General features: G+C 72.6%; 16 protein-coding genes. 10 read left to right on the plus strand and 6 right to left on the minus strand.

The annotated features are described in order from the left end of the window. Positions 1 to 166: 166 nt before the first annotated feature. Both ACZ4EF_RS18665 and ACZ4EF_RS18670 read left to right on the plus strand, forming a co-directional pair. Positions 167 to 1,444, plus strand: a complete 1,278-nt coding sequence (locus ACZ4EF_RS18665; RefSeq protein ID WP_467505425.1) for a glycosyltransferase family 4 protein — start codon at positions 167 to 169, stop codon at positions 1,442 to 1,444. Positions 1,445 to 1,654: 210 nt separating this feature from the next. Then, positions 1,655 to 1,888, plus strand: a complete 234-nt coding sequence (locus ACZ4EF_RS18670; protein ID WP_188285797.1) for an I78 family peptidase inhibitor — start codon at positions 1,655 to 1,657, stop codon at positions 1,886 to 1,888. Between the two features lie 18 nt (positions 1,889 to 1,906). On the opposite strand, the gene ACZ4EF_RS18675 is transcribed toward ACZ4EF_RS18670, so the two are convergent. Then, positions 1,907 to 2,977: a phosphatase PAP2 family protein gene (locus tag ACZ4EF_RS18675; RefSeq protein WP_401313499.1), complete on the minus strand. Its 1,071-nt coding sequence runs from the start codon at positions 2,975 to 2,977 to the stop codon at positions 1,907 to 1,909. A 388-nt stretch (positions 2,978 to 3,365) separates the two neighbouring features. Here ACZ4EF_RS18675 and ACZ4EF_RS18680 point away from each other — a divergent pair, with 388 nt between their 5' ends. Next, positions 3,366 to 4,958, plus strand: a complete 1,593-nt coding sequence (locus ACZ4EF_RS18680; protein ID WP_401725223.1) for an MFS transporter — start codon at positions 3,366 to 3,368, stop codon at positions 4,956 to 4,958. Positions 4,959 to 5,202: 244 nt separating this feature from the next. Further along, the gene (locus tag ACZ4EF_RS18685) at positions 5,203 to 6,402 is read left to right on the plus strand and encodes an acyl-CoA dehydrogenase family protein (protein ID WP_401856343.1); all 1,200 of its coding nucleotides are present in this window, start codon (positions 5,203 to 5,205) and stop codon (positions 6,400 to 6,402) included. A 153-nt stretch (positions 6,403 to 6,555) separates the two neighbouring features. Here the strand turns inward: ACZ4EF_RS18685 and ACZ4EF_RS18690 are convergent, their stop codons facing one another. Then, positions 6,556 to 6,999 (minus strand): cell division protein SepF, encoded by a 444-nt coding sequence (locus ACZ4EF_RS18690; RefSeq protein ID WP_188283772.1) that lies wholly within the window; start codon positions 6,997 to 6,999, stop codon positions 6,556 to 6,558. Positions 7,000 to 7,457: 458 nt separating this feature from the next. Here ACZ4EF_RS18690 and ACZ4EF_RS18695 point away from each other — a divergent pair, with 458 nt between their 5' ends. The 5 genes from ACZ4EF_RS18695 (at position 7,458) to ACZ4EF_RS18715 (ending at position 13,751) form a co-directional block, all read left to right on the plus strand. After that, on the plus strand, positions 7,458 to 8,699 hold the full coding sequence (locus tag ACZ4EF_RS18695) for a DUF5685 family protein (RefSeq protein WP_355333465.1): 1,242 nt from the start codon (positions 7,458 to 7,460) through the stop codon (positions 8,697 to 8,699). 589 nt (positions 8,700 to 9,288) lie between these two features. Then, positions 9,289 to 10,365 (plus strand): LLM class oxidoreductase, encoded by a 1,077-nt coding sequence (locus ACZ4EF_RS18700; RefSeq protein WP_467505428.1) that lies wholly within the window; start codon positions 9,289 to 9,291, stop codon positions 10,363 to 10,365. Between the two features lie 214 nt (positions 10,366 to 10,579). Continuing rightward, on the plus strand, positions 10,580 to 11,323 hold the full coding sequence (locus ACZ4EF_RS18705; RefSeq protein ID WP_467505430.1) for a DUF1684 domain-containing protein: 744 nt from the start codon (positions 10,580 to 10,582) through the stop codon (positions 11,321 to 11,323). A gap of 239 nt (positions 11,324 to 11,562) precedes the next feature. After that, the gene (locus tag ACZ4EF_RS18710) at positions 11,563 to 12,588 is read left to right on the plus strand and encodes a S1 family peptidase (RefSeq protein ID WP_467505431.1); all 1,026 of its coding nucleotides are present in this window, start codon (positions 11,563 to 11,565) and stop codon (positions 12,586 to 12,588) included. Between the two features lie 173 nt (positions 12,589 to 12,761). Further along, positions 12,762 to 13,751: a helix-turn-helix transcriptional regulator gene (locus ACZ4EF_RS18715; RefSeq protein WP_391048568.1), complete on the plus strand. Its 990-nt coding sequence runs from the start codon at positions 12,762 to 12,764 to the stop codon at positions 13,749 to 13,751. A gap of 7 nt (positions 13,752 to 13,758) precedes the next feature. Here ACZ4EF_RS18715 and ACZ4EF_RS18720 read toward each other — a convergent pair whose 3' ends face one another. The 3 genes from ACZ4EF_RS18720 to ACZ4EF_RS18730 form a co-directional block, all read right to left on the minus strand. Then, entirely contained in the window at positions 13,759 to 14,682 is a 924-nt protein-coding gene (locus ACZ4EF_RS18720; protein ID WP_467505433.1) for a transglutaminase-like domain-containing protein, read from the minus strand. A gap of 83 nt (positions 14,683 to 14,765) precedes the next feature. Further along, complete coding sequence (locus ACZ4EF_RS18725; RefSeq protein ID WP_467505435.1) at positions 14,766 to 15,233, minus strand: PPOX class F420-dependent oxidoreductase; 468 nt, start codon at positions 15,231 to 15,233, stop codon at positions 14,766 to 14,768. Beyond that, on the minus strand, positions 15,233 to 15,958 hold the full coding sequence (locus ACZ4EF_RS18730) for an ArsR/SmtB family transcription factor (RefSeq protein ID WP_467505437.1): 726 nt from the start codon (positions 15,956 to 15,958) through the stop codon (positions 15,233 to 15,235). The genes ACZ4EF_RS18725 and ACZ4EF_RS18730 overlap by 1 nt, the downstream gene beginning before the upstream one ends. Before the next feature lie 80 nt (positions 15,959 to 16,038). Between ACZ4EF_RS18730 and ACZ4EF_RS18735 the strand changes: the two genes are divergently transcribed. After that, complete coding sequence (locus ACZ4EF_RS18735; RefSeq protein ID WP_467505439.1) at positions 16,039 to 17,400, plus strand: MFS transporter; 1,362 nt, start codon at positions 16,039 to 16,041, stop codon at positions 17,398 to 17,400. Here the strand turns inward: ACZ4EF_RS18735 and ACZ4EF_RS18740 are convergent. Next, positions 17,284 to 17,847, minus strand: a complete 564-nt coding sequence (locus tag ACZ4EF_RS18740; protein ID WP_467505441.1) for a 2'-5' RNA ligase family protein — start codon at positions 17,845 to 17,847, stop codon at positions 17,284 to 17,286. The two genes, ACZ4EF_RS18735 and ACZ4EF_RS18740, sit on opposite strands and share 117 nt — an antisense overlap. Positions 17,848 to 17,917 lie beyond the last annotated feature (70 nt).

Below are 17,917 nucleotides of genomic sequence, written 5' to 3' on the forward strand. Positions count from 1 at the left end.
TGGGGGGGCCTTCCCCCACCGCAACTGAATGGGGCGCCCCACCAGATCAACCCCCTTCCCCCTTTTTGGGGCGCGCCCGAAAAGGGACCCCCCCACGGTTGCTACGGTCGGTCGCGCGGGCCGACCGACCCGCGTCCAGCGGGGGAACAGGAACACGGGCACGCCCATGCGCATCACCTTCCTGATACACACCACGTACGGCATCGGCGGCACCATTCGCACGGTGCGCAATCTGGCGGCGCGGCTGGCCGACGAACACGAGGTCGAGATCGTCTCGGTCTTCCGCGACCGCGACCGGCCCGAGTTCACGTACGACCCCCGGATCCGGCTGAGATATCTGGTCGACATCCGCGAAGGCGCCCAGGACGGCGTCCTCGACGACCCGCGCCACCAGCGGCCGTCGGCGATCTTCCCGTCCACCGACCGGCGGCACGCCCTCTACAGCCCGATCACCGACGAACGCATCGGCGCGTGCCTGGCGGAACTCGACACCGACGTGGTGGTCGGCACCCGGCCGGGCCTCAACGTGCACCTCGCCCGCCAGGCGCCGCGCGGCCTCGTCCGGGTCGCCCAGGAGCACCTGACGCTCGACACGCACTCCACGCGGCTCGTGCTGACCCTGCGCCGCCACTACCCGGGCCTGGACGCCGTCACCACCACCACGGAGGCCGACGCGGCCGTCTACCGCCGCCGTATGCCGGGCGTCCGGGTCGCCGCCGTCCCCAACAGCGTGCCGCCCACCGGCGCCGCACCCTCCGACTGCACCGCGCCCGTCGTGGTCGCCGCCGGACGGCTCGCCCCCGCCAAGCGCTACGACGACCTGATCCGCGCCTTCGCCGTCGTCCGCGACCGCCGCCCCGACTGGACGCTGCGGCTGTACGGCTCGGGCCGCGAGCGCGCGAAGCTCGACGCGCTCGTCACCGAACTGGGCGTGCGCGACAACGTGAAGCTGATGGGCGCGGTCTCGCCGATCGAACCGGAGTTGGCCAAGGCGTCGGTGCTCGCCGTCACCTCGACCCTGGAGTCCTTCGGCATGACGCTGGTGGAGGGCATGTGCGCGGGGCTTCCCGTGGTCTCCACCGACTGCCCGCTCGGGCCGCGGGAGATCGTCGACGACGGCGTGAACGGTCTGCTGGTGCCGCCGCGCGACATCGACGCGATCGCCGCCGCGCTGCTGTCGCTCATCGAGGACGACGAGCGCCGCCGGGAGATGGGCCGCGCCGCGCTGGCCTCCTCGGCGCACTACGACCCCTCGGTCATCGCCCGGCGCCATGTGGACCTCTTCCAGCGGCTGCTGGACGACCGGGCGCGCGGCGGCGCCCGGTCGCGCGCCGCGGTCCGCGCGTCGGTCGGGCGGACGATGGGCGCCCTGCTGTCCGCGGGGGACATGACGGGGGCCGCGGTCAGGAAGGCCGGACGCCGAAGGCAACACATCGTCAGTTAAAGACCACCGTCTACCCAATTCCTATCTCTTCATGCTCATGGACCCGCGAGTAACCGGAGGCATTGCGAAGATGCTGTGCGGGAGTTGTGTGGACAGGTAATTCAGTGACCTGCGGGTATTCGCGGGGACGGAGCGCACCGTAGGGCACGATCTGTGACAGAAACGTGATGATCAAGGTCGTTCCGGCCCGGGGACGCCTACCGTGAAGGTATGCCTCACAACCCTCAGACCCCACAGGATCCGCGGCCCCCACGGAGCCCGGCCGACGACCCCGACGCCTACACCGGCCTCGACGCGCGGGAGGCCGAGCGCCTGGCCGAGCAGCGGGGCTGGCAGACGGTGCGCAGCCTGCCGCCCGGCGCGATCGTGACCATGGAGTACGTCGTCGGGCGGCTGAACTTCACCGTGGAAGGGGGCCGCGTCCAGCGCTGCTGGGTCGGCTGACGGGCCGAGCCGCCCGGCTCAGCCCGCGATGCCCCGGCCGCGCACCTGCTGGTGCGCGAGCGGGGTCGTGGGCCTGGCCGGGCGCTCGACGGGCGGACGGCGGCTGCCGACCGGGGTGAGCGGTGTGCGCTCGTTGCGTCCGGTGGGCGGCCTGCCGGGCGCGTGCGGGGCGGCGGCGACCGGAGTGGTCGTGGTGGCCGTGACCGCCGCGGTGGCGCCCCGGGCGACCGCGCCGACCGTCGCGCGGCTCGGCGCGTGCTCCTCCTGCTCCGCGTCCGGGTCCTCGTCCTGCGCGGAGGCCGGGGAGCGCTGGGCGACCAGCACCGGGCTCACGGCCTCCGGGCGGAGGACCGCTTCGGCGGAACCGGTGCGCATCCGGGCCCAGGCGTAGGCCAGGAAGTCCTCGGCCCGTGCCATCGCGGGCTCGAACCACGGCAGCGCCAGCAGGATCAGCAGACCCGCCGCCCAACCGAGCAGCACGTCGCTCACCCAGTGCGTACCGAGGTAGACCGTCGTGGCGCCCACGCCGAGCGCGAGCAGCGCGCTCACCACGGACCCCAGCCTGCGGGCGCGCGGAGTCGTGGCCAGATACGCCAGAACGCCCCAGGTCACGACCGCGTTGGCGGTGTGACCCGAGGGAAATATATCGCCGCCGGCGAACATCTCGGCGGAGCCGACGGTCGTCGCATAGTGCGGACCGAGCCGCCCGAGACCGTATTTCACGGCTCCCACGGTGATGTTCAGCAACAGCAGTGAGGTGCCGAGGACCAGCAGCGGGTGCAGCGTGCGGTGGCGCCACGCGCGCCACCCCAGCCACGCGAGCACCATCACCGCGGTGGGACCTCGTTGGCCGAGGACGACGAAATAATCCAGGAACGCGTGGATTTGCGGCCATTGTTTGTAAGGACGCCAGAGCATGACCTGCCAGTCCAGCGTCACCAGTTTGGAAGTGGTGAGGACGCCCACGACGATCGCCACGTAGACCGCCAGCGTCGAACCGAACAGCCACACGCGTGTTCGGCTCATCCGCGGCAGGTCGCGGGTGGTCGGGCGCTCCGCCGTACGGAGGCGCTTCTCATCGGTTCGCACTCAATCGACGTTACAGCGTGTGACGGCATAGTTCGGCCGTACGAGCTGCTTTGTAATGACGATGTGATGTGGAGTGCGTCTCAGGGAGCCCTTTGGCGGCCGGTGATTCGGGCGGAATGCGGGAGTGGCTGGAGTTTATGTTCGGGTGTTGATACTCACAGGGTCGGCAAGGTGCGGCCTTCTTATTTATTGCTTATTTCCCTCACCTTTCTCCGCAGTTTCCCCGTCCATACCCGGGCCGACGTGATCGAACGGGGCCGCGCACGGGCGGCGCCGGGGCGCGCGACGGGTGTCCGAGGGGGTCCCGCGGGGGCGGTGACCGGGTGTTGTGAGCCCGTGACCAGCGAGTGGTCTCGCGTACGCTGACGACTCACTCGTTCGTGGAGGTATGCGTATGACGAGGCCGGTCAGCAGGTGGACCATTCTGTTCGTCCTCTGCGTCAGCCTGCTGATCGTCGCTCTCGACGCGACGGTGCTGCACGTGGCCGTCCCCGCCCTCACCGAGGATCTGCGGCCCGGCGCCCAGGACCTGCTGTGGATCGTGGACGCCTATCCGCTGATCGCCGCCTCTCTGCTGATCCTTTTCGGGACGCTCGGCGACCGCATCGGCCGCCGCAAGGTCCTGCTGATCGGCTACGCCCTCTTCGGCGTGGCCTCCGCGCTCGCCGCCTTCGCGCCGACGCCCCACGTACTGATCGCCGCCCGCGCGCTGCTCGGCGCCGGCGGCGCGATGATCATGCCTGCCACTTTGTCGATACTTCGACAGGTCTTCCCCGACCGCCGCGAGCGCGCGACGGCGATCGGCGTGTGGAGCGCGGTCGCCGCGGTGGGCGCCGCCGTCGGCCCGGTGCTCGGCGGCTTCCTCGTCGAGCACTTCTGGTGGGGCTCGGTCTTCCTGATCAACATCCCGCTGATGGCCGTGATGCTGCCGCTCGGCCGGATACTCCTGCCGGAGTCCCGGGGCAGCACCGACGGCCCGTGGGACGTGCTCGGCGCGGTCACCGCCGCCCTCGGCGTCCTCGGCGTGGTCCTCGGCATGAAGCGGCTCGGCGGCGGCGCTAGCCCGCTGGACGCCGCAGCCTTCGTCCCGCTGCTGGCCGGAGTGGGCCTGCTGGTCTGGTTCATACGCCGCCAGCGCCGCCGCGAGCACCCGCTGATCGACGTCCGGATGTTCTCCCAGCCCGCCTTCTCCACCTCGGTCGGCTGCATCGTGCTCGCCATGCTCGCCCTGGTCGGCCTGGAACTGATCGCGGTGCAGTACCTGCAACTGGTCCTCGGCCTCAGCCCGCTCCAGACCGGACTGCGCCTGCTGCCGCTCACCTTCGCCGCCATGGCCGCGGGACTCACCGGCTCCCGCATGCTGCGCGGCTTCGGTCCACGCCGCATGGTCTGCGGCGGCTTCGTGCTCACCGCCGTCGCCGTACTCGCGCTGACCGCCATGGGCCAGAGCGACCGGCCGGTCCTGCTCACCACCGCCTTCGTCCTGCTCGGCTTCGGCCTGGAGGCCACCCTCTTCGGGGCCTACGAGTCCATGCTCAGCGAATCCCCCGCGCACCAGGCGGGCGGCGCGGCGGCGATCGGCGAGACCTCGTACCAACTGGGCGCCGGGATGGGCATCGCGCTGCTCGGCAGTGTGATGAACGCCGCCTACGCGCCGGGCGTCGCCCGCACCCCGGGAGTGAGCGCCGCCGACAGCACCGCCGCGGGCCACTCGCTCGGTGAGGCGTACGACGTCGCCGACCGGCTCGGCGGCGGCTCGGGCGCGGCGCTGCGGCACGCGGCCCGGCACTCCTTCGTCACCGGGCTGCACATGACCCTGCTGGTGAGCGCGGGGCTGCTGCTCACCGGGGCGCTGGCCGCGCTGCGGCTGCCGCGGGTCATGGAATGCGGCGCGGACAAGGGGCAGGCCACCTGCGATCTGGTGGTCCCGGCCCGCCAGGAACCCGCGGCGGCCGTACGGTCCGGCGCGCCGGGGGAGTGAGCGGCGTCCGGCCCCCGGCGGCCGGGCCACGGGGTGCGCGAAGGTCCCGGCGCCGGGCGCCGAACCCGCGGCCTTTGGCCATGAGATCGGGCTTCCGCCGGCCGGGACGTCCGGCTCCCGACGCTCCCGGCGCGCGGCGGGCCGAGCGGTCTGGACGCACGGCAGACTGAAACGTAACGTCGGCGCCGAGCCGTAGGTTACCGCCGCTAGTTTCCGTGTCCTTCTGTGCCGGAGGTCCCCCGTCATGCCCGGAGCCGCAACCCCGCCCTTCGACCCGTACGACCCGCTGGGCCTCGACGACCTGCTGACGCCCGAGGACCGCGCGGTCCGCGACACCGTACGGAAGTGGGCCGCCGACCGCGTGCTGCCGCATGTCGCCGACTGGTACGAGCGCGGCGAACTGCCCGTCATCAGGGAACTCGCCCGTGAGCTGGGCGCGATCGGCGCCCTCGGCATGCCGCTGACCGGCTACGGCTGCGCGGGCGCGAGCGCCGTCCAGTACGGCCTGGCCTGTCTGGAGCTGGAGGCCGCCGACTCCGGCATCCGCTCGCTGGTCTCGGTCCAGGGCTCACTCGCGATGTACGCCGTCCACCGCTACGGCTCCGAGGAACAGAAGCGGCGCTGGCTCCCGTCGATGGCCGCGGGCGAGGTGATCGGCTGCTTCGGCCTCACCGAACCCGACCACGGCTCCGACCCGGCCGCCATGACCACCCACGCCAGGCGGGACGGCTCCGACTGGGTGCTCAGCGGCCGCAAGATGTGGATCACCAACGGCTCGGTGGCCGGTGTCGCCGTCGTCTGGGCCCAGACGACGGACGCGCCCGGCGGCATCCGCGGCTTCGTCGTCCCCACCGACACCCCCGGCTTCTCCGCGCCGGAGATCCACCACAAGTGGAGCCTGCGCGCCTCGGTCACCAGCGAACTCGTCATGGACGACGTCCGGTTGCCCGCCGACGCCGTACTCCCCGAGGTCACCGGCCTGCGCGGACCGCTGAGCTGCCTCAGCCACGCGCGCTACGGAATCGTCTGGGGCGCGATGGGCGCCGCGCGCAGCAGCTTCGAGGCCGCGCTGTCGTACGCGACGACGCGCGAGCAGTTCGGCAGGCCGATCGGCGGCTTCCAGCTCACCCAGGCCAAACTCGCCGACATGGCGGTCGAACTGCACAAGGGCATCCTGCTCGCCCACCACCTGGGACAGCGGATGGACGCCGGACGGCTGCGCCCGGAACAGGTGAGCTTCGGCAAGCTCAACAACGTCCGCGAGGCGATCGAGATCTGCCGCACCGCCCGGACGATCCTGGGCGCCAACGGGATCTCACTGGAGTACCCGGTGATGCGGCACGCCACCAACCTGGAGTCCGTGCTCACCTATGAGGGCACGGTCGAGATGCACCAGCTCGTCCTGGGCAAGGCGCTCACCGGACTCGACGCCTTCCGCGGATGACGCGGTGCGGCCGTACCCGCCCGGTGAGCGCCCTGCCCGGTCCTGATCGGGGGCTGTCCCCGGGGAGACAACCCCCGGCCCCCGGCAGGGGCGGGACCGGCGGGCGGGTGAGAGAGCGGCGGCCAGAGTGTCGGTTCTGGTCGAACCAGCGTGTCAGTTCTGGTTGAAGAAGCCGTCGCCGCCGCGCTTGGCGTCGGCGTTCATGACCATGTAGTCGGCGGGAGTCAGCAGGAAGACCCTGGTGGCGACGCGCTCGATGGAGCCGCGCAGCCCGAACGTGAGACCGGCGGCGAAGTCGACGACGCGCTTGGCGTCGCTCGGCTCCATGCCGGTGAGGTTGACGATGACCGGGACGCCCTCGCGGAACAGCTCCCCGATGCCGCGCGCGTCCCGGAAACCGTCCGGGGTCACGGTGGCGATCCTGCGGCCCTGCTCTTCGGCGGTCTCGGTGGCCACCCGCACCCGCGGGTCGGTCACCCACGTGTCAGCCCGCTCGGAGCCCTCGCCGTAGTCGGCGTACTCCTCGTCGTAGTAACCCTCGCCGCCGTTGTCGTCAACGAGGCCCAGCCAAGCACTCGCCCGTCGAACCGATCCCATGGACGCCTCCTCTCTCACACGGTCAGTACCGTCCGCAGTCCTATGGTCGTCCATGATGTGGATGATGTGCCAAGCGGATTGCCGCCAGTCAGGCGTCTTGTGACGGTACTGGTGCACACGATAGTGGCGGATCGTCAGGCAGGCCCAGGGATATGGCCCCTGACACTTCGTTGGGAGCGCTCCCCACTTCCGGGTGACACGCGGGGCCGTCCGGCCGTACGCGCGCTCGTAGGCACGGCCGTACGTGTCGTCGTAAGTCCGCTCGTATCCGGCGCCGACCGGCCAGCCCCGAACCGTCGTACGCGATCCGCGCGTCGTGGCGAGCGGCCGACCGTGGGCCCGGACGGACCCGTACGGCTGCCGCCGGCGACTGACCCTTGCCCCCGGCTGCGGATAATATGTCCGCCGGTCGCAGGGGTCGGCCCTGCGGGCGGGCGAGTTCAACGGGGGAGCACGCGATGTTCGGGATCATCAGGCCGTGTCGGCACCGCATGTCCGAGGGGCTCGCGGCCTCCTGGACGGCCCACTTGTGCGGCCTGTGTCTCGCGTTGCGGGACGGGCACGGCCAGTTCGCGAGAATCGCCACCAACTACGACGGACTCGTCGTGTCGGTGCTCGTCGAGGCGCAGACGGCCGTGTCCGGTGACGCCGACAGCCTGCGCCGCAAGGCCGGGCCGTGCCCGCTGCGCGGGATGCGGACGGCGCCGGTCGCCATGGGGGAGGGCGCGCGGCTGGCCGCGGCCGTCTCGCTGGTGCTCGCCTCGGCGAAGATGCGTGACCATGTGGAGGACGCCGACGGGGCGTTCGCCCGGCGGCCGGTCGCCGCGGCGGCCCGTACGGTCGCCCGCCGCTGGGACCGGGCCGGGGCGCGTACCGGTGACAGCCTGGGCTTCGACACCGCGGTGCTGCTCGACGCGGTCGGGCGGCAGGGCGGGATCGAGGCGGCGGCCGGACTCGGCACCTCGCTGCTGACCGTCACCGAGCCCACCGAGACGGCGACCGCCGCGGCCTTCGCGCACACCGCCGTACTCGCCGGGCGGCCCGCCAACCGGGAACCGCTGGCGGAGGCCGGACGGCTCTTCGGACGGCTCGCCCACCTCCTGGACGCGGTCGAGGACCTGGCCGAGGACACCCGCTCCGGCGCCTGGAACCCGCTCACCGCGACCGGCACCGACCTCGCCGAGGCGCGGCGGCTGTGCGACGACGCGCTGCACGGCATACGGCTCGCGCTCCGCGACACCGACTTCGCCGGGTCCGCCTCGGGCAAGCTCACCCATGTCCTGCTCGTCCACGAATTGGGACGGTCGGTGGACAGGGCCTTCGGCACCGGCGGTTGCGCGCACCAGGGCGCGGCGCCGTCCGCCGCCTCGCCCCCGCCGGGCAACCCCTACGCGCCGGGCGCGCCCGGCGGCACTCCGCACGGTCCGGGCCAGCGGCCGAACGCGCCCGGCGGCCCCGGTTTTCCCGGCGGCTTCCCGCCGCCCGAGCCGCCGCGCAGGCGCGGACTGATCATGGGCTGCCTGGTCTACGCCGGGATGTGCTGCACCTGTGAGCTGTGCTGCCGCGAGCACGACGACCCGTGGAGCGGGCAGCGCCGCGACTCCTGGTGCAGCAACTGCGACTGCGACTGCGACGGCTGCTCGGACTGCGGTGATTGTTGCGATTGCTGTGACTGCTGCGACTGCGGGTGCGACTGCTGAGGCTGTACGGGCGGGGCGTGCGGATGAGCTGTACGGGTGAGGTGTTCGGGTGAGCTGTACGAATGAGCTCTACGAATGAACTCTACGAATGAGGTCGGGCCCGTAGCGGGAGCCCGGTGGGCGGGACGGCCTGCGGGGGTGACCTGCGAGGGGAGCGCCCGAGGGAGGGCGGCCAAACGGCGGGGCTGCGTGCGCGCGTGTGTGAGGACGGGACGATCCGTCGGAGAAAGGTCAGCTACAACAACACGACGCCGACCACACCCGACCGAAGTCGATGTGGCCGCGAGTGACGAGCCGACAGCTACGCATGCCCACAGTGCAGCAGCCCATCAGGGCATCCGTCAACCACGCTGAGACGCGTGGTCCAGCACCTGGACATGCTTGACAGCGGGTGACGGCGTCGGCATAGCCTCGTGTCAAGGCCCTTGACGGGCCCAGCCGCGTTGAGGGACGCGGCGGCCTGTGTGAAGACGACTCCCGTGCCCCTTCCGCGTGTCCACGGAGCCTTCGCATGCCTGCTGCCTTCTCCCCTTCTTCTCCCTCGCCTTCTTCCTCTTCTTCCCCCGCCTCCGCGTCGCGGGGTGCCTCCGTGACCGCCGCCGCTGCCGCCGCGCCGCCCGCACCCGCCGTCCGGCGCCGTACGCGCTCGCTGCATCTCGCCGCCGCGATCGACGTCCCCGACCGCTACGAGGTGGCCTCGTACGGGGAGTTGGCCCGGCTCGCGGAGGGCGGCGCGCTGGACTTCGTCACCCTGGACGGCGCGGCCGACGCCGATCCGCTCGCCGTACTCACCGCGGTGGCCGCCGAGACCGGCCGGATCGGGCTCGTCCCCGCGGTGCCCGTGACCCGCGCCGGGCCGCGTGGTGTCGCGGCGGCGGTCGGCGCCCTGGATTCGGCCAGCCGGGGCCGGGCCGGCTGGACGCCCCGGGCGGTGCCAGAGCCGGTGCCTGAGTCGGCGTCCGGTCCGGCGTCCGGTCGGAGGTCCGGTCCGGCGTCCGGTCGGAGGTCCGAGTCGAGGGCCGGGGGGACGGCCGACCTGAGATCCGGTCCGAGATCCGCGCTCACGCCGAAAGCGAGAGCCGAGGCGATGTGGCGGGAGACGGCGGCCGTCGCCGAGGCGGTCGCGCGGGAGTGGGACGGCGGCGCGCCCGGCCCGCGGGTGCGGCAGGGGCGGCCGGTCACGGCGGTGGACGCGACCGAGCCCGCCGCCCGCGCCGTCGCGGCCCGGTACGCCGACCTCGCCTTCGTCCGCGCCGCGGGTCCCGAGACTGCCGGGCTGGTCCGGGACGAACTGCGGCGGCTGGCGGTCGGAGCGGGGCGGGACCCTGACCGGCTGCTGGTGCTCGCCGAACTCTCCGTCGACCTCGGCGGCGGCGAGATCGGCCCGGAGCCGGGCGCCGAGATCACCCTGGTGCCGGACGGCGCGGGCGGCGTGCTGTTCTGCGGCGGCCCCGTCGACCTGGCCGAGCTGATCGCCGCGTGGCAGCAGGCGGGCGCGGTCGACGGCTTCCGCGTCCGGCCGGTGGAGCCCCGACGCGATCTGGAGCGCTTCGTGAACGGGACCACCGCGCTGCTCCAGCACCGGGGCCTGTTCCGCTCCTTCCACCCGGGCGCGACACTGCGCGAACACCTGGGCCTGCACCGCCCGTTACCGGACCGCCGGTGAACCGCCCGTCTCACCGGTCGGACGGCGGTGCGTCGCCGCGCGCCGCCTCCCGAGGCTTCGCGCGTCTCCTTCCGAGGCTTCGCACGTCCCGTCCCGAGACTCCGCGCGCCCTCTTCCGCGACACTCCCCGTACCCCGTCACGGCACACTCCCCGCAGGTCACCGCCGTGCGAGCGCATCCGGCTCGCGCGGCCCGTATGGAAGGCTTGGTCGGCATGAGCGCAGAAACGGTTCTTGCTTGGAAGCGGTGGCACGAGCGGCGGGCCGAGACCGTCGCGGCGCCGTACGGTCCGCTGGCCCTGATCGGTACGTACTGGCTCGACGACGTGGCCGGGGACGGGACGATCCCCGGACTGCCGGGCCGGTGGGGGCAGGACGGCGGGGCGGTGGTGCACGAGGCGGACGGCGTGTCGACCGTGCTGGAGGCCGAGGGCGAGCCGGTGTTCCTGCCGGACGGCAGGAAACTGCTGGCGATCGTCCGCGAGGGCCTGCTCGCCGTACGGGTCTGGGACCCGCGGTCGCCCGCCCGTCTGGCCTTCGCCGGGATCGCGGCCTTCGACCCCGACGAGCGCTGGGTGCTGCCCGCGGTCTTCCGCCCGTTCGAGGCCGACCGCACCGTCCGGGTACCGAACGCGGACGGCCGTGAGCGCGGTCTCGGCCTCGGCGGCGAGCTGGCGTTCACGGTGGACGGGACCGAGCACACGCTCGCCGTGACGGTCGAGGACGACGGCAGGCTGTGGGGCGTCATCGCGGACGCGACCAGCGGAACCAGCACCTTCCGGTTCCGTTTCCTGCACGCGCCCGCGCCGGACGCCGACGGTTCGCTGACGCTGGACCTGAACCGTACGACGCTGCCGCCGTGCGCTTTCGCGGACGCCTTCATCTGCCCGTTCCCGCCGCCGGGCAACACCCTGGCCTTCGCGCTGGAAGCGGGGGAGCGGGCAGTTCTCACCAACTGAGACAGCGTCACATCCGGTTGCCCCGGCGGTTTTTGGACCGCCGGGGCAGCGCTGTGTCAGGCGCCGTACGGACATTCGGCCGAACTACCCGGCCGAAAGGCCCCCTTGTGTGTTGCCTGTGGGATCTGAATACTCCTGTGAGTGCTTGTCAGGCGTATGAGGCGTTCGAATATCGGATCGAGTCTGACAGTACACCGACAAATCCCCCCGCAACCTCCCACCCCCACAGGAGGAAACGAGTGAAGACCACCCGGCGCATACAGCTTCTGGCCGTCACCTCCGGCCTGATCGCCGCCACCGCCATCGCACTCCCGTCGGCGAGCGCCACCCCCAGCCCCAAGGCCACGCCCGACGCGGCCGCCACCCTCGCGACCCACCTCGGCGCGAACAGCACCGCGGGCACCTACTACGACGCGGCGAGCAAGACCACCGTCGTCAACGTCACCACCCAGGCCGCGGCCGACAGCGTCCGCGCCGCGGGCGCCACCCCGCGCCTGGTCACCCACAGCGCCGCGCAGCTCGCCAAGGCGGGCGACGCGACCAAGGCGGCCGACGTCGCGGGCACCGCCTGGTCCGTCGACCCGCGCAGCAACACCCTGGAAGTCAGCATCGACAGCCGGGTCACCGCCTCCCAGCTCGACCAGCTCAAGAAGTCCACGGCCGGCTTCGGCGACGCCGTGCGCATCAACCGGGTCGAGGGCACCTTCAACACGCTGCTCTCCGGCGGCGACGCGGTGCAGACCACCCAGTGGCGCTGCTCGGTGGGCTTCAACGTCCGCAGCGGCAGCACGTACTACTTCCTGACCGCGGGTCACTGCACCGAGGGCAAGCCCGCGTACTACACCACCTCCGGCACCTACATCGGCCCGACGACGGGCACCAGCTTCCCGACCAACGACTACGGCATCGTCCGCTACGACTCGACGGTCGCCCATGACGGCACCGTCGGCAGCCAGGACATCACCAGCGCCGCCAACGCCTACGTCGGCGAGTCCGTCACGCGTCGCGGCTCGACCACCGGCATCCACAGCGGCACCGTCCAGGCCCTCAACGCCACCGTCAACTACGGCAACGGCGAGATCGTCTACGGTCTGATCAAGACCAACGTCTGCGCCGAGCCCGGCGACAGCGGCGGCTCCCTCTACGACGGCACCAAGGCCATCGGCCTGACCTCCGGCGGCAGCGGCAACTGCTCCTCCGGCGGGACCACGTACTTCCAGCCCGTCACGGAGGCGCTGAGCGCGTACGGGGTCAGCGTCTACTGAGCCGTCCGCCGAAACCCGCGCGAGTAAGCGAGGCCCGCGCGAGTCGGCGTGAATCGGCCGAGTGGGCGGAAGCCTTGCGAGCAAAGGCAGTTCACCCGCTCAACAGCTCCACCGTCCGGCGCCCCCACCGCACCCCGCGCGGTGGGGGCGCCGGTTCGTACAGACTGGACGGCATGCTGGAAACCTCGGCGCGGCTGTTGCGCCTGCTCTCGCTGCTCCAGTCACGCCGCGACTGGACGGGGCCCGACCTCGCCGAGCGGCTGGACGTCACCGCGCGCACGGTCCGCCGTGACGTCGAGCGGCTGCGGGCGCTCGGCTATCCCGTGCACGCGGCGCCCGGCACCGCGGGCGGCTACCGGCTGGGCGCGGGCGCCGCGCTGCCGCCGCTGCTGCTCGACGACGAGGAGGCGGTGGCGGTCGCGCTCTGCCTGCGCACCGGGGCGGGCAGCAGCGTCGAGGGGATCCAGGAGACGTCGGTACGCGCGCTGACCAAGCTGGAGCAGGTGCTGCCGTCCCGGCTGCGGCACCGCGTCCAGGCGATGCAGGCGGTCACCGTACGGCCGCGCGCCGCCGGTCCGACGGTCGGCCAGGAGGTGCTGACCGTGATCGGCGCCGCGTGCCGGGACCGGGAGTTGCTGCGCTTCGACTACCGCGACTACGCGGGCAAGGCCAGCCGCCGGGCCGTGGAACCGTACCGGCTCGTCCACCACGGATGGCGCTGGTACCTGCTCGCCTACGACGTCGACCGCGCGGACTGGCGGACCTTCCGCGTCGACCGGATGGAGCCCAAGCCGCCCACCGGCCCGCGCTTCACGCCCCGCGAACTGCCCGAGGACGCGGCGGAGTACGTGGCCAAGGGCGTCACCTCGCACGCGTACCGCTTCCAGGCGCGCGTGGTGCTGCACGCGCCCGCCTCGACCGTCCGGCAGATCTGGGCGGGTTTCGGAGCGGTCGACCCGATCGACGCCGACACTTGCGAACTGACCACCGGCTTCGAGTCGTTGGACGCGCTGGCGATGTTCGTCGGCATGCTCGGGGTGGACTTCGAAGTGCGGGAGCCGCCCGAACTCGCCGAGTATCTGCGGGTGGTGGCGGGGCGGCTGACGCGGGCGGCCGACCGCGGGGTGGCCGACGGGACGGAGGCGTCCTCGGGGCCGGGGTGAGCAAGGCTCAGTCGAAAGCAACCGCTTGACGGAGCGTCACACTCCGTTCGCCCAGGTAGGTGGTGTGCGAGCTGACCACCGGCGGCACCCGCAGCGCCTCGTGCTCGCGCGGGAGACGGCGGATTCCGGTGAAGGGGCCGCCCGCGGCGCTGAGTTCGGCGACCGCGTCGAGCAGCGCCACGTCGTCGGCGCCGAGCGCGTCGAACGGCTGGTCCCTCGGCGGGTCGGCCAGCCCCCAGCCGTCCCACACCAGCAGTTCGGTGCTGTTGAGCATCGCCAGGTCGAGCAGCAGATTGTGCTGCACGAACCACCACCCTTGCAGACCGAGGAGTTCGACCCCGTACGTCCGCGGGTCCGCCGTGCCCGACCGGCAGTCCTGCCACGCCCGGCCCGCCACCACGAACCGGTCGCGCGGCACGTCGAGCGGGTCGAAGTCGATGCCGTGCGCGCTGATCAGCTCGGGCGCGGCCATCTGCGCGTCGACCAGCCGCCAGCTCGCGCGGTCCGCGTCCCAGTACTCGGTGATCCAGTGGTCGTCGTGGAAACCCGGTGTGAAGTACGTGGCGTAGCCGCCGCGGACCCTGGCGGGGACGCCCTTCTCGCGCAGCGCGGAGCACAGCAGCAGCGCGAAGTCCCGGCAGGTACCGGCGAATCGCTCCTCCGGGCGGCGCGGGCGGTCGAGCGGCGCGTCGCACAGGCCGCGCGCCACCGCGAGGATGTCCGCGGCGTAACGGGTCTCCGCCTCGGCGTCCTTGCGGTCGCGCGGCAGCTCGTACCCGAACAGGTGCGTCTCCTCGCGGTGGACGAGCAGATTGCGCACCGTCTCGGCGAGGACCCCCGGGTCGGCGGGCAGCCCGGCGAAGACGTCCGTGCCGCCCGGGTCGCTGGCCACGCTCTGCGTCCGGTAGAAATCGAACTCGTTTTCGTCCATGAGGGAACTCTGCCGGGAATTCCCGCCGAAATTCAACCTGTTCGGCCGTCCGTCCGTGGCAATCGGTGTCGCGGCGCCGGGCCTCAGGCCAACGGGCCGCTGGTGGCGCCCTCTTCGCGGCCCCACCCGTAGGCGCGGTCGGCACGCAGCTTGATCACCAGGCGGTGGTCGGCGACCATCGCGGCGCGGTACTCGTCCCAGTCCGGGTGCTCGCCCCGGAGCGCGCGGTACAGGTCGACCAGCTCCTCCACGGTCGCGTCGTGCGGATCGGCGGCCACCGGGGTGAGTTCGGCGTCGCCCTCGGCGACCAGGTACGCGCCGAGGTCGGGCGTGGAGACGTAGAAGCTGGCCCGCGGGTCGCGGCGCAGATTGCGGGTCTTCGCGCGGTCGTCGGTCGCCGAGACGCGGATGGTGCGGGTCGCGTCGTCGTAGTGGAAGGTCACGTTGGACAACTGCGGCCGGCCGTCCCGCTTCAGCGTGACGAGGACGCCGTTGAGCTGCCGCTGGAGGAGGTCGAACAGCGGGTGGGCGGAGGTTTCCTGACGGCTCATCATCGCTCCGGTTCTGATCGTGGGGCTTCGGGGTGGTGGCCGGTGGCCGGTGCGGCCTCGGGCACGGGTGCGGGTGCGGGTGCGTGGTCATGCTGGTGCTGGTGCTGGTGCTGGTGCTGGTGCTGGTGCTGGTGCTGGTGCTGGTGCTGGTGCTCGTCGTGGTCGCGCTCGCGGGCTGGCTCGTGCTTGTGGTCGGGCTGTGCGGGTCCCGGTCCGGCGTCGGGTTCAGTGAGGGGAAACGCCATCACCGTCGCGCCGATTCCGACCGTGCCCGGCGAATGCGGCGCTCGCGCCGCGTCGTGCAGCTCGTCGAAGAGCGCGGCCAGTCGGACACGGAAGGTGTCCCAGACCTCGGGCGCCACCCATAGCTCCGCGTCCGAGGTCACCCCCGCGGCGCCCGGCGCGCGGCGGCCCGCCCGGTCGCGCAGATTGTGGGCCAGTGCCTCGGCGATCAGCAGCGCCCCCTCGTCCCGCTGATCGGAGAGCGGGGAGCCGTGCACCGCGCGGTAACGGCGCTCCCTGCCGCCGCGGTTGGCGCGCACCTCGGCGAGTTCCACCAGGCCGACCGCGTCCAGCCTGCGCAGATGCTGACTGGCCAGGGCGTGCGAGACGCCCAGTTCGCGGGCGAGTTCCGCGGCGGACAGCGGCGCGTTCCAGACCAGGGACACGATGCGCAGCCGCACCGGGTGGGCGAGGGCTCTGAGGAGGGGATCGGTCGCCGTCATGTGCCCATTAGACCGTCCACGGGCGCGGGAAGCGGGCAGGCGGTTGCCGCCGCTGACTCCCAAGCAATATGTTGGGAGTCATGACGGTGCGCAAGGTCCTGGGGGACCGTGACGCGGCGACGTATCTGGGCGGTGTCCTGGTCTCCGGTTTCGGCGACTCGGCGATGCTGCTCGTCGCCGGTATCTGGGTGAAGACGCTGACCGGCTCCAGCAGCCTCGCGGCGGCCGTGACCTTCTGCGTGTGGGCGCCCGCCCTGGCCGGGCCGGTGCTCGGCACCCTCGCCGACCGGGTGCGCCGCCGCTCGCTGCTGATCTGGACCAACGCGGCCCTGGCCGTCCTGCTCCCGGTCCTTCTCGCGGTACGGTCCGGCCGCGAGGCATGGCTGCTGTTCGTGGTCCTCGCGGTGGTCGGCGCCGCCTCCGTGCTGTCGGACGCCGCCGAGGCCGGTCTCGTCACTGCCGCCGTCCCCGTCGACCTGCGCGGCGACTTCAACGGCCTGCGGATGACCGTCAACGAGGCCATGAAACTGCTCGCCCCGCTCGTCGGCGCGGGCCTCTTCCTGCGCTACGGCGGCGGGGCCGTCGCCGTCCTCGACGCCGTCACCTTCGTCCTCGCGGCGGCGGCCTTCGCGATGCTGCGCACCCGTGAACTCCCGCCGGTCCCACCGGCCGAGGGCTGGCGCGAGCAGACCGCGGAGGGCATCCGCTGCCTGCGCGACCACCCCCTGCTGCGCCCGCTGGTGACCGTCGGAGCGGTCGCGATGGTGCTGTCCGGGCTCAGCAGCTCCGCGATCTACGAGATGACCGAGGCCGGGCTGCACCGTCCGCCCGCCTTCGTGGCGGTGCTCTACGTGGTGCAGGGCGCCGGGTCGATCGTCGCCGGAGTGGTCGCGGGCGCGGTCATGCGCCGCCTGCCGGAACGGGTCTTCGCCGCCATCGGCCTGCTGCTCTTCACCACCGGCGCCGCCCTGCGCGCCGTCGCCTCACTGCCCGTCGTGCTCGTCGCGACCCTCGCCATCGGGGTCGGGCTGCCCTGGGTCATCGTCGCGGCCTTCACCGCCGTCCAGCAGCGCACCGCTCCCGAACTGGTCGGCCGGGTCGCGGCGACCGCGAGCACGGTGATCTTCGGCCCCACGGCGCTGGCCGCCGCCCTCGGCGCGGGGCTGGTCGCCCTGGTCGACTTCCGGCTCCAACTCGCCGCCGTCGGCGTCCTCGGGCTGCTGGCCGCGTGGCTTCTGCTGCTGCGTGGCGGGGGCGCGGGTTCGGCGGACGCGGGTTCGGTGAGGGCCGAGGGTTTGGCGGACGCCGTTTCAGTGGGCTCTGTTTCAGCGAGCCCCGCCGTGGGGGGCTCCGCCCAGGGGGAACACGGCGTCCTGCGTCCAGCGGACGCCGTCGAAGACCACCAGCCGGACCTCCGCGATCCGCGTCCGCAGTATCGCTAGTGCCGGGACGCACTCCGCCTCCACCGCGGCGTACACCTCGTCCGACTGCCCCTGCGCGACAGTCAGATGGGGGGCCGGATCACGGAACGCGCCTCCGTACGGCGGGGCTTCCGGCCACCGGGCCGCCACCGCCGCGGTCAGCGCCCGCACGGGTGCTTCGGGCTCCGGCGCCAGCCACAACAGATCCGGGAACCGCCCGAAGCGGGGGAAGCGCACCTCGAACGGCGGGTGGCCCGCGAAGAGTTCACCCAGCGCAGCCCGCACCCCCGTGTCGATCCGCTCGGCCGGAAGGAACGGATACAGCACCGTGAGATGCGCGGGCACCCCCTCCGCCGCGGCCGGGTCGTACCGCTCCCGCGCCGCGCCCACCACCTTCTCCGCCTCCGGCACCACAGCCACCAACGCGGTCGTACCCGCCGCGCGCCCCGACGTTCCCTTCTGACCCATACCTGGCATCGTCCCCCGCCCGCCCCTCGCACCGCCACCCAACACCCACCGTCCCCCAACACCCGTCGCG

Source organism: Streptomyces sp. NPDC025721 (assembly GCF_055558595.1).

What these genes read in the sequence shown, in the direction of transcription:
- ACZ4EF_RS18725 (WP_467505435.1), bottom strand. Translation starts at nt 15,233, where the DNA reads ATGAGCCGTCAGGAAACCTCCGCCCACCCGCTGTTCGACCTCCTCCAG.
- ACZ4EF_RS18685 (WP_401856343.1), top strand. Translation starts at nt 5,203, where the DNA reads ATGCCCGGAGCCGCAACCCCGCCCTTCGACCCGTACGACCCGCTGGGC.
- ACZ4EF_RS18670 (WP_188285797.1), top strand. Translation starts at nt 1,655, where the DNA reads ATGCCTCACAACCCTCAGACCCCACAGGATCCGCGGCCCCCACGGAGC.
- ACZ4EF_RS18695 (WP_355333465.1), top strand. Translation starts at nt 7,458, where the DNA reads ATGTTCGGGATCATCAGGCCGTGTCGGCACCGCATGTCCGAGGGGCTC.
- ACZ4EF_RS18730 (WP_467505437.1), bottom strand. Translation starts at nt 15,958, where the DNA reads ATGACGGCGACCGATCCCCTCCTCAGAGCCCTCGCCCACCCGGTGCGG.
- ACZ4EF_RS18690 (WP_188283772.1), bottom strand. Translation starts at nt 6,999, where the DNA reads ATGGGATCGGTTCGACGGGCGAGTGCTTGGCTGGGCCTCGTTGACGAC.
- ACZ4EF_RS18715 (WP_391048568.1), top strand. Translation starts at nt 12,762, where the DNA reads ATGCTGGAAACCTCGGCGCGGCTGTTGCGCCTGCTCTCGCTGCTCCAG.
- ACZ4EF_RS18705 (WP_467505430.1), top strand. Translation starts at nt 10,580, where the DNA reads ATGAGCGCAGAAACGGTTCTTGCTTGGAAGCGGTGGCACGAGCGGCGG.
- ACZ4EF_RS18665 (WP_467505425.1), top strand. Translation starts at nt 167, where the DNA reads ATGCGCATCACCTTCCTGATACACACCACGTACGGCATCGGCGGCACC.
- ACZ4EF_RS18735 (WP_467505439.1), top strand. Translation starts at nt 16,039, where the DNA reads ATGACGGTGCGCAAGGTCCTGGGGGACCGTGACGCGGCGACGTATCTG.
- ACZ4EF_RS18680 (WP_401725223.1), top strand. Translation starts at nt 3,366, where the DNA reads ATGCGTATGACGAGGCCGGTCAGCAGGTGGACCATTCTGTTCGTCCTC.
- ACZ4EF_RS18740 (WP_467505441.1), bottom strand. Translation starts at nt 17,847, where the DNA reads ATGGGTCAGAAGGGAACGTCGGGGCGCGCGGCGGGTACGACCGCGTTG.
- ACZ4EF_RS18720 (WP_467505433.1), bottom strand. Translation starts at nt 14,682, where the DNA reads ATGGACGAAAACGAGTTCGATTTCTACCGGACGCAGAGCGTGGCCAGC.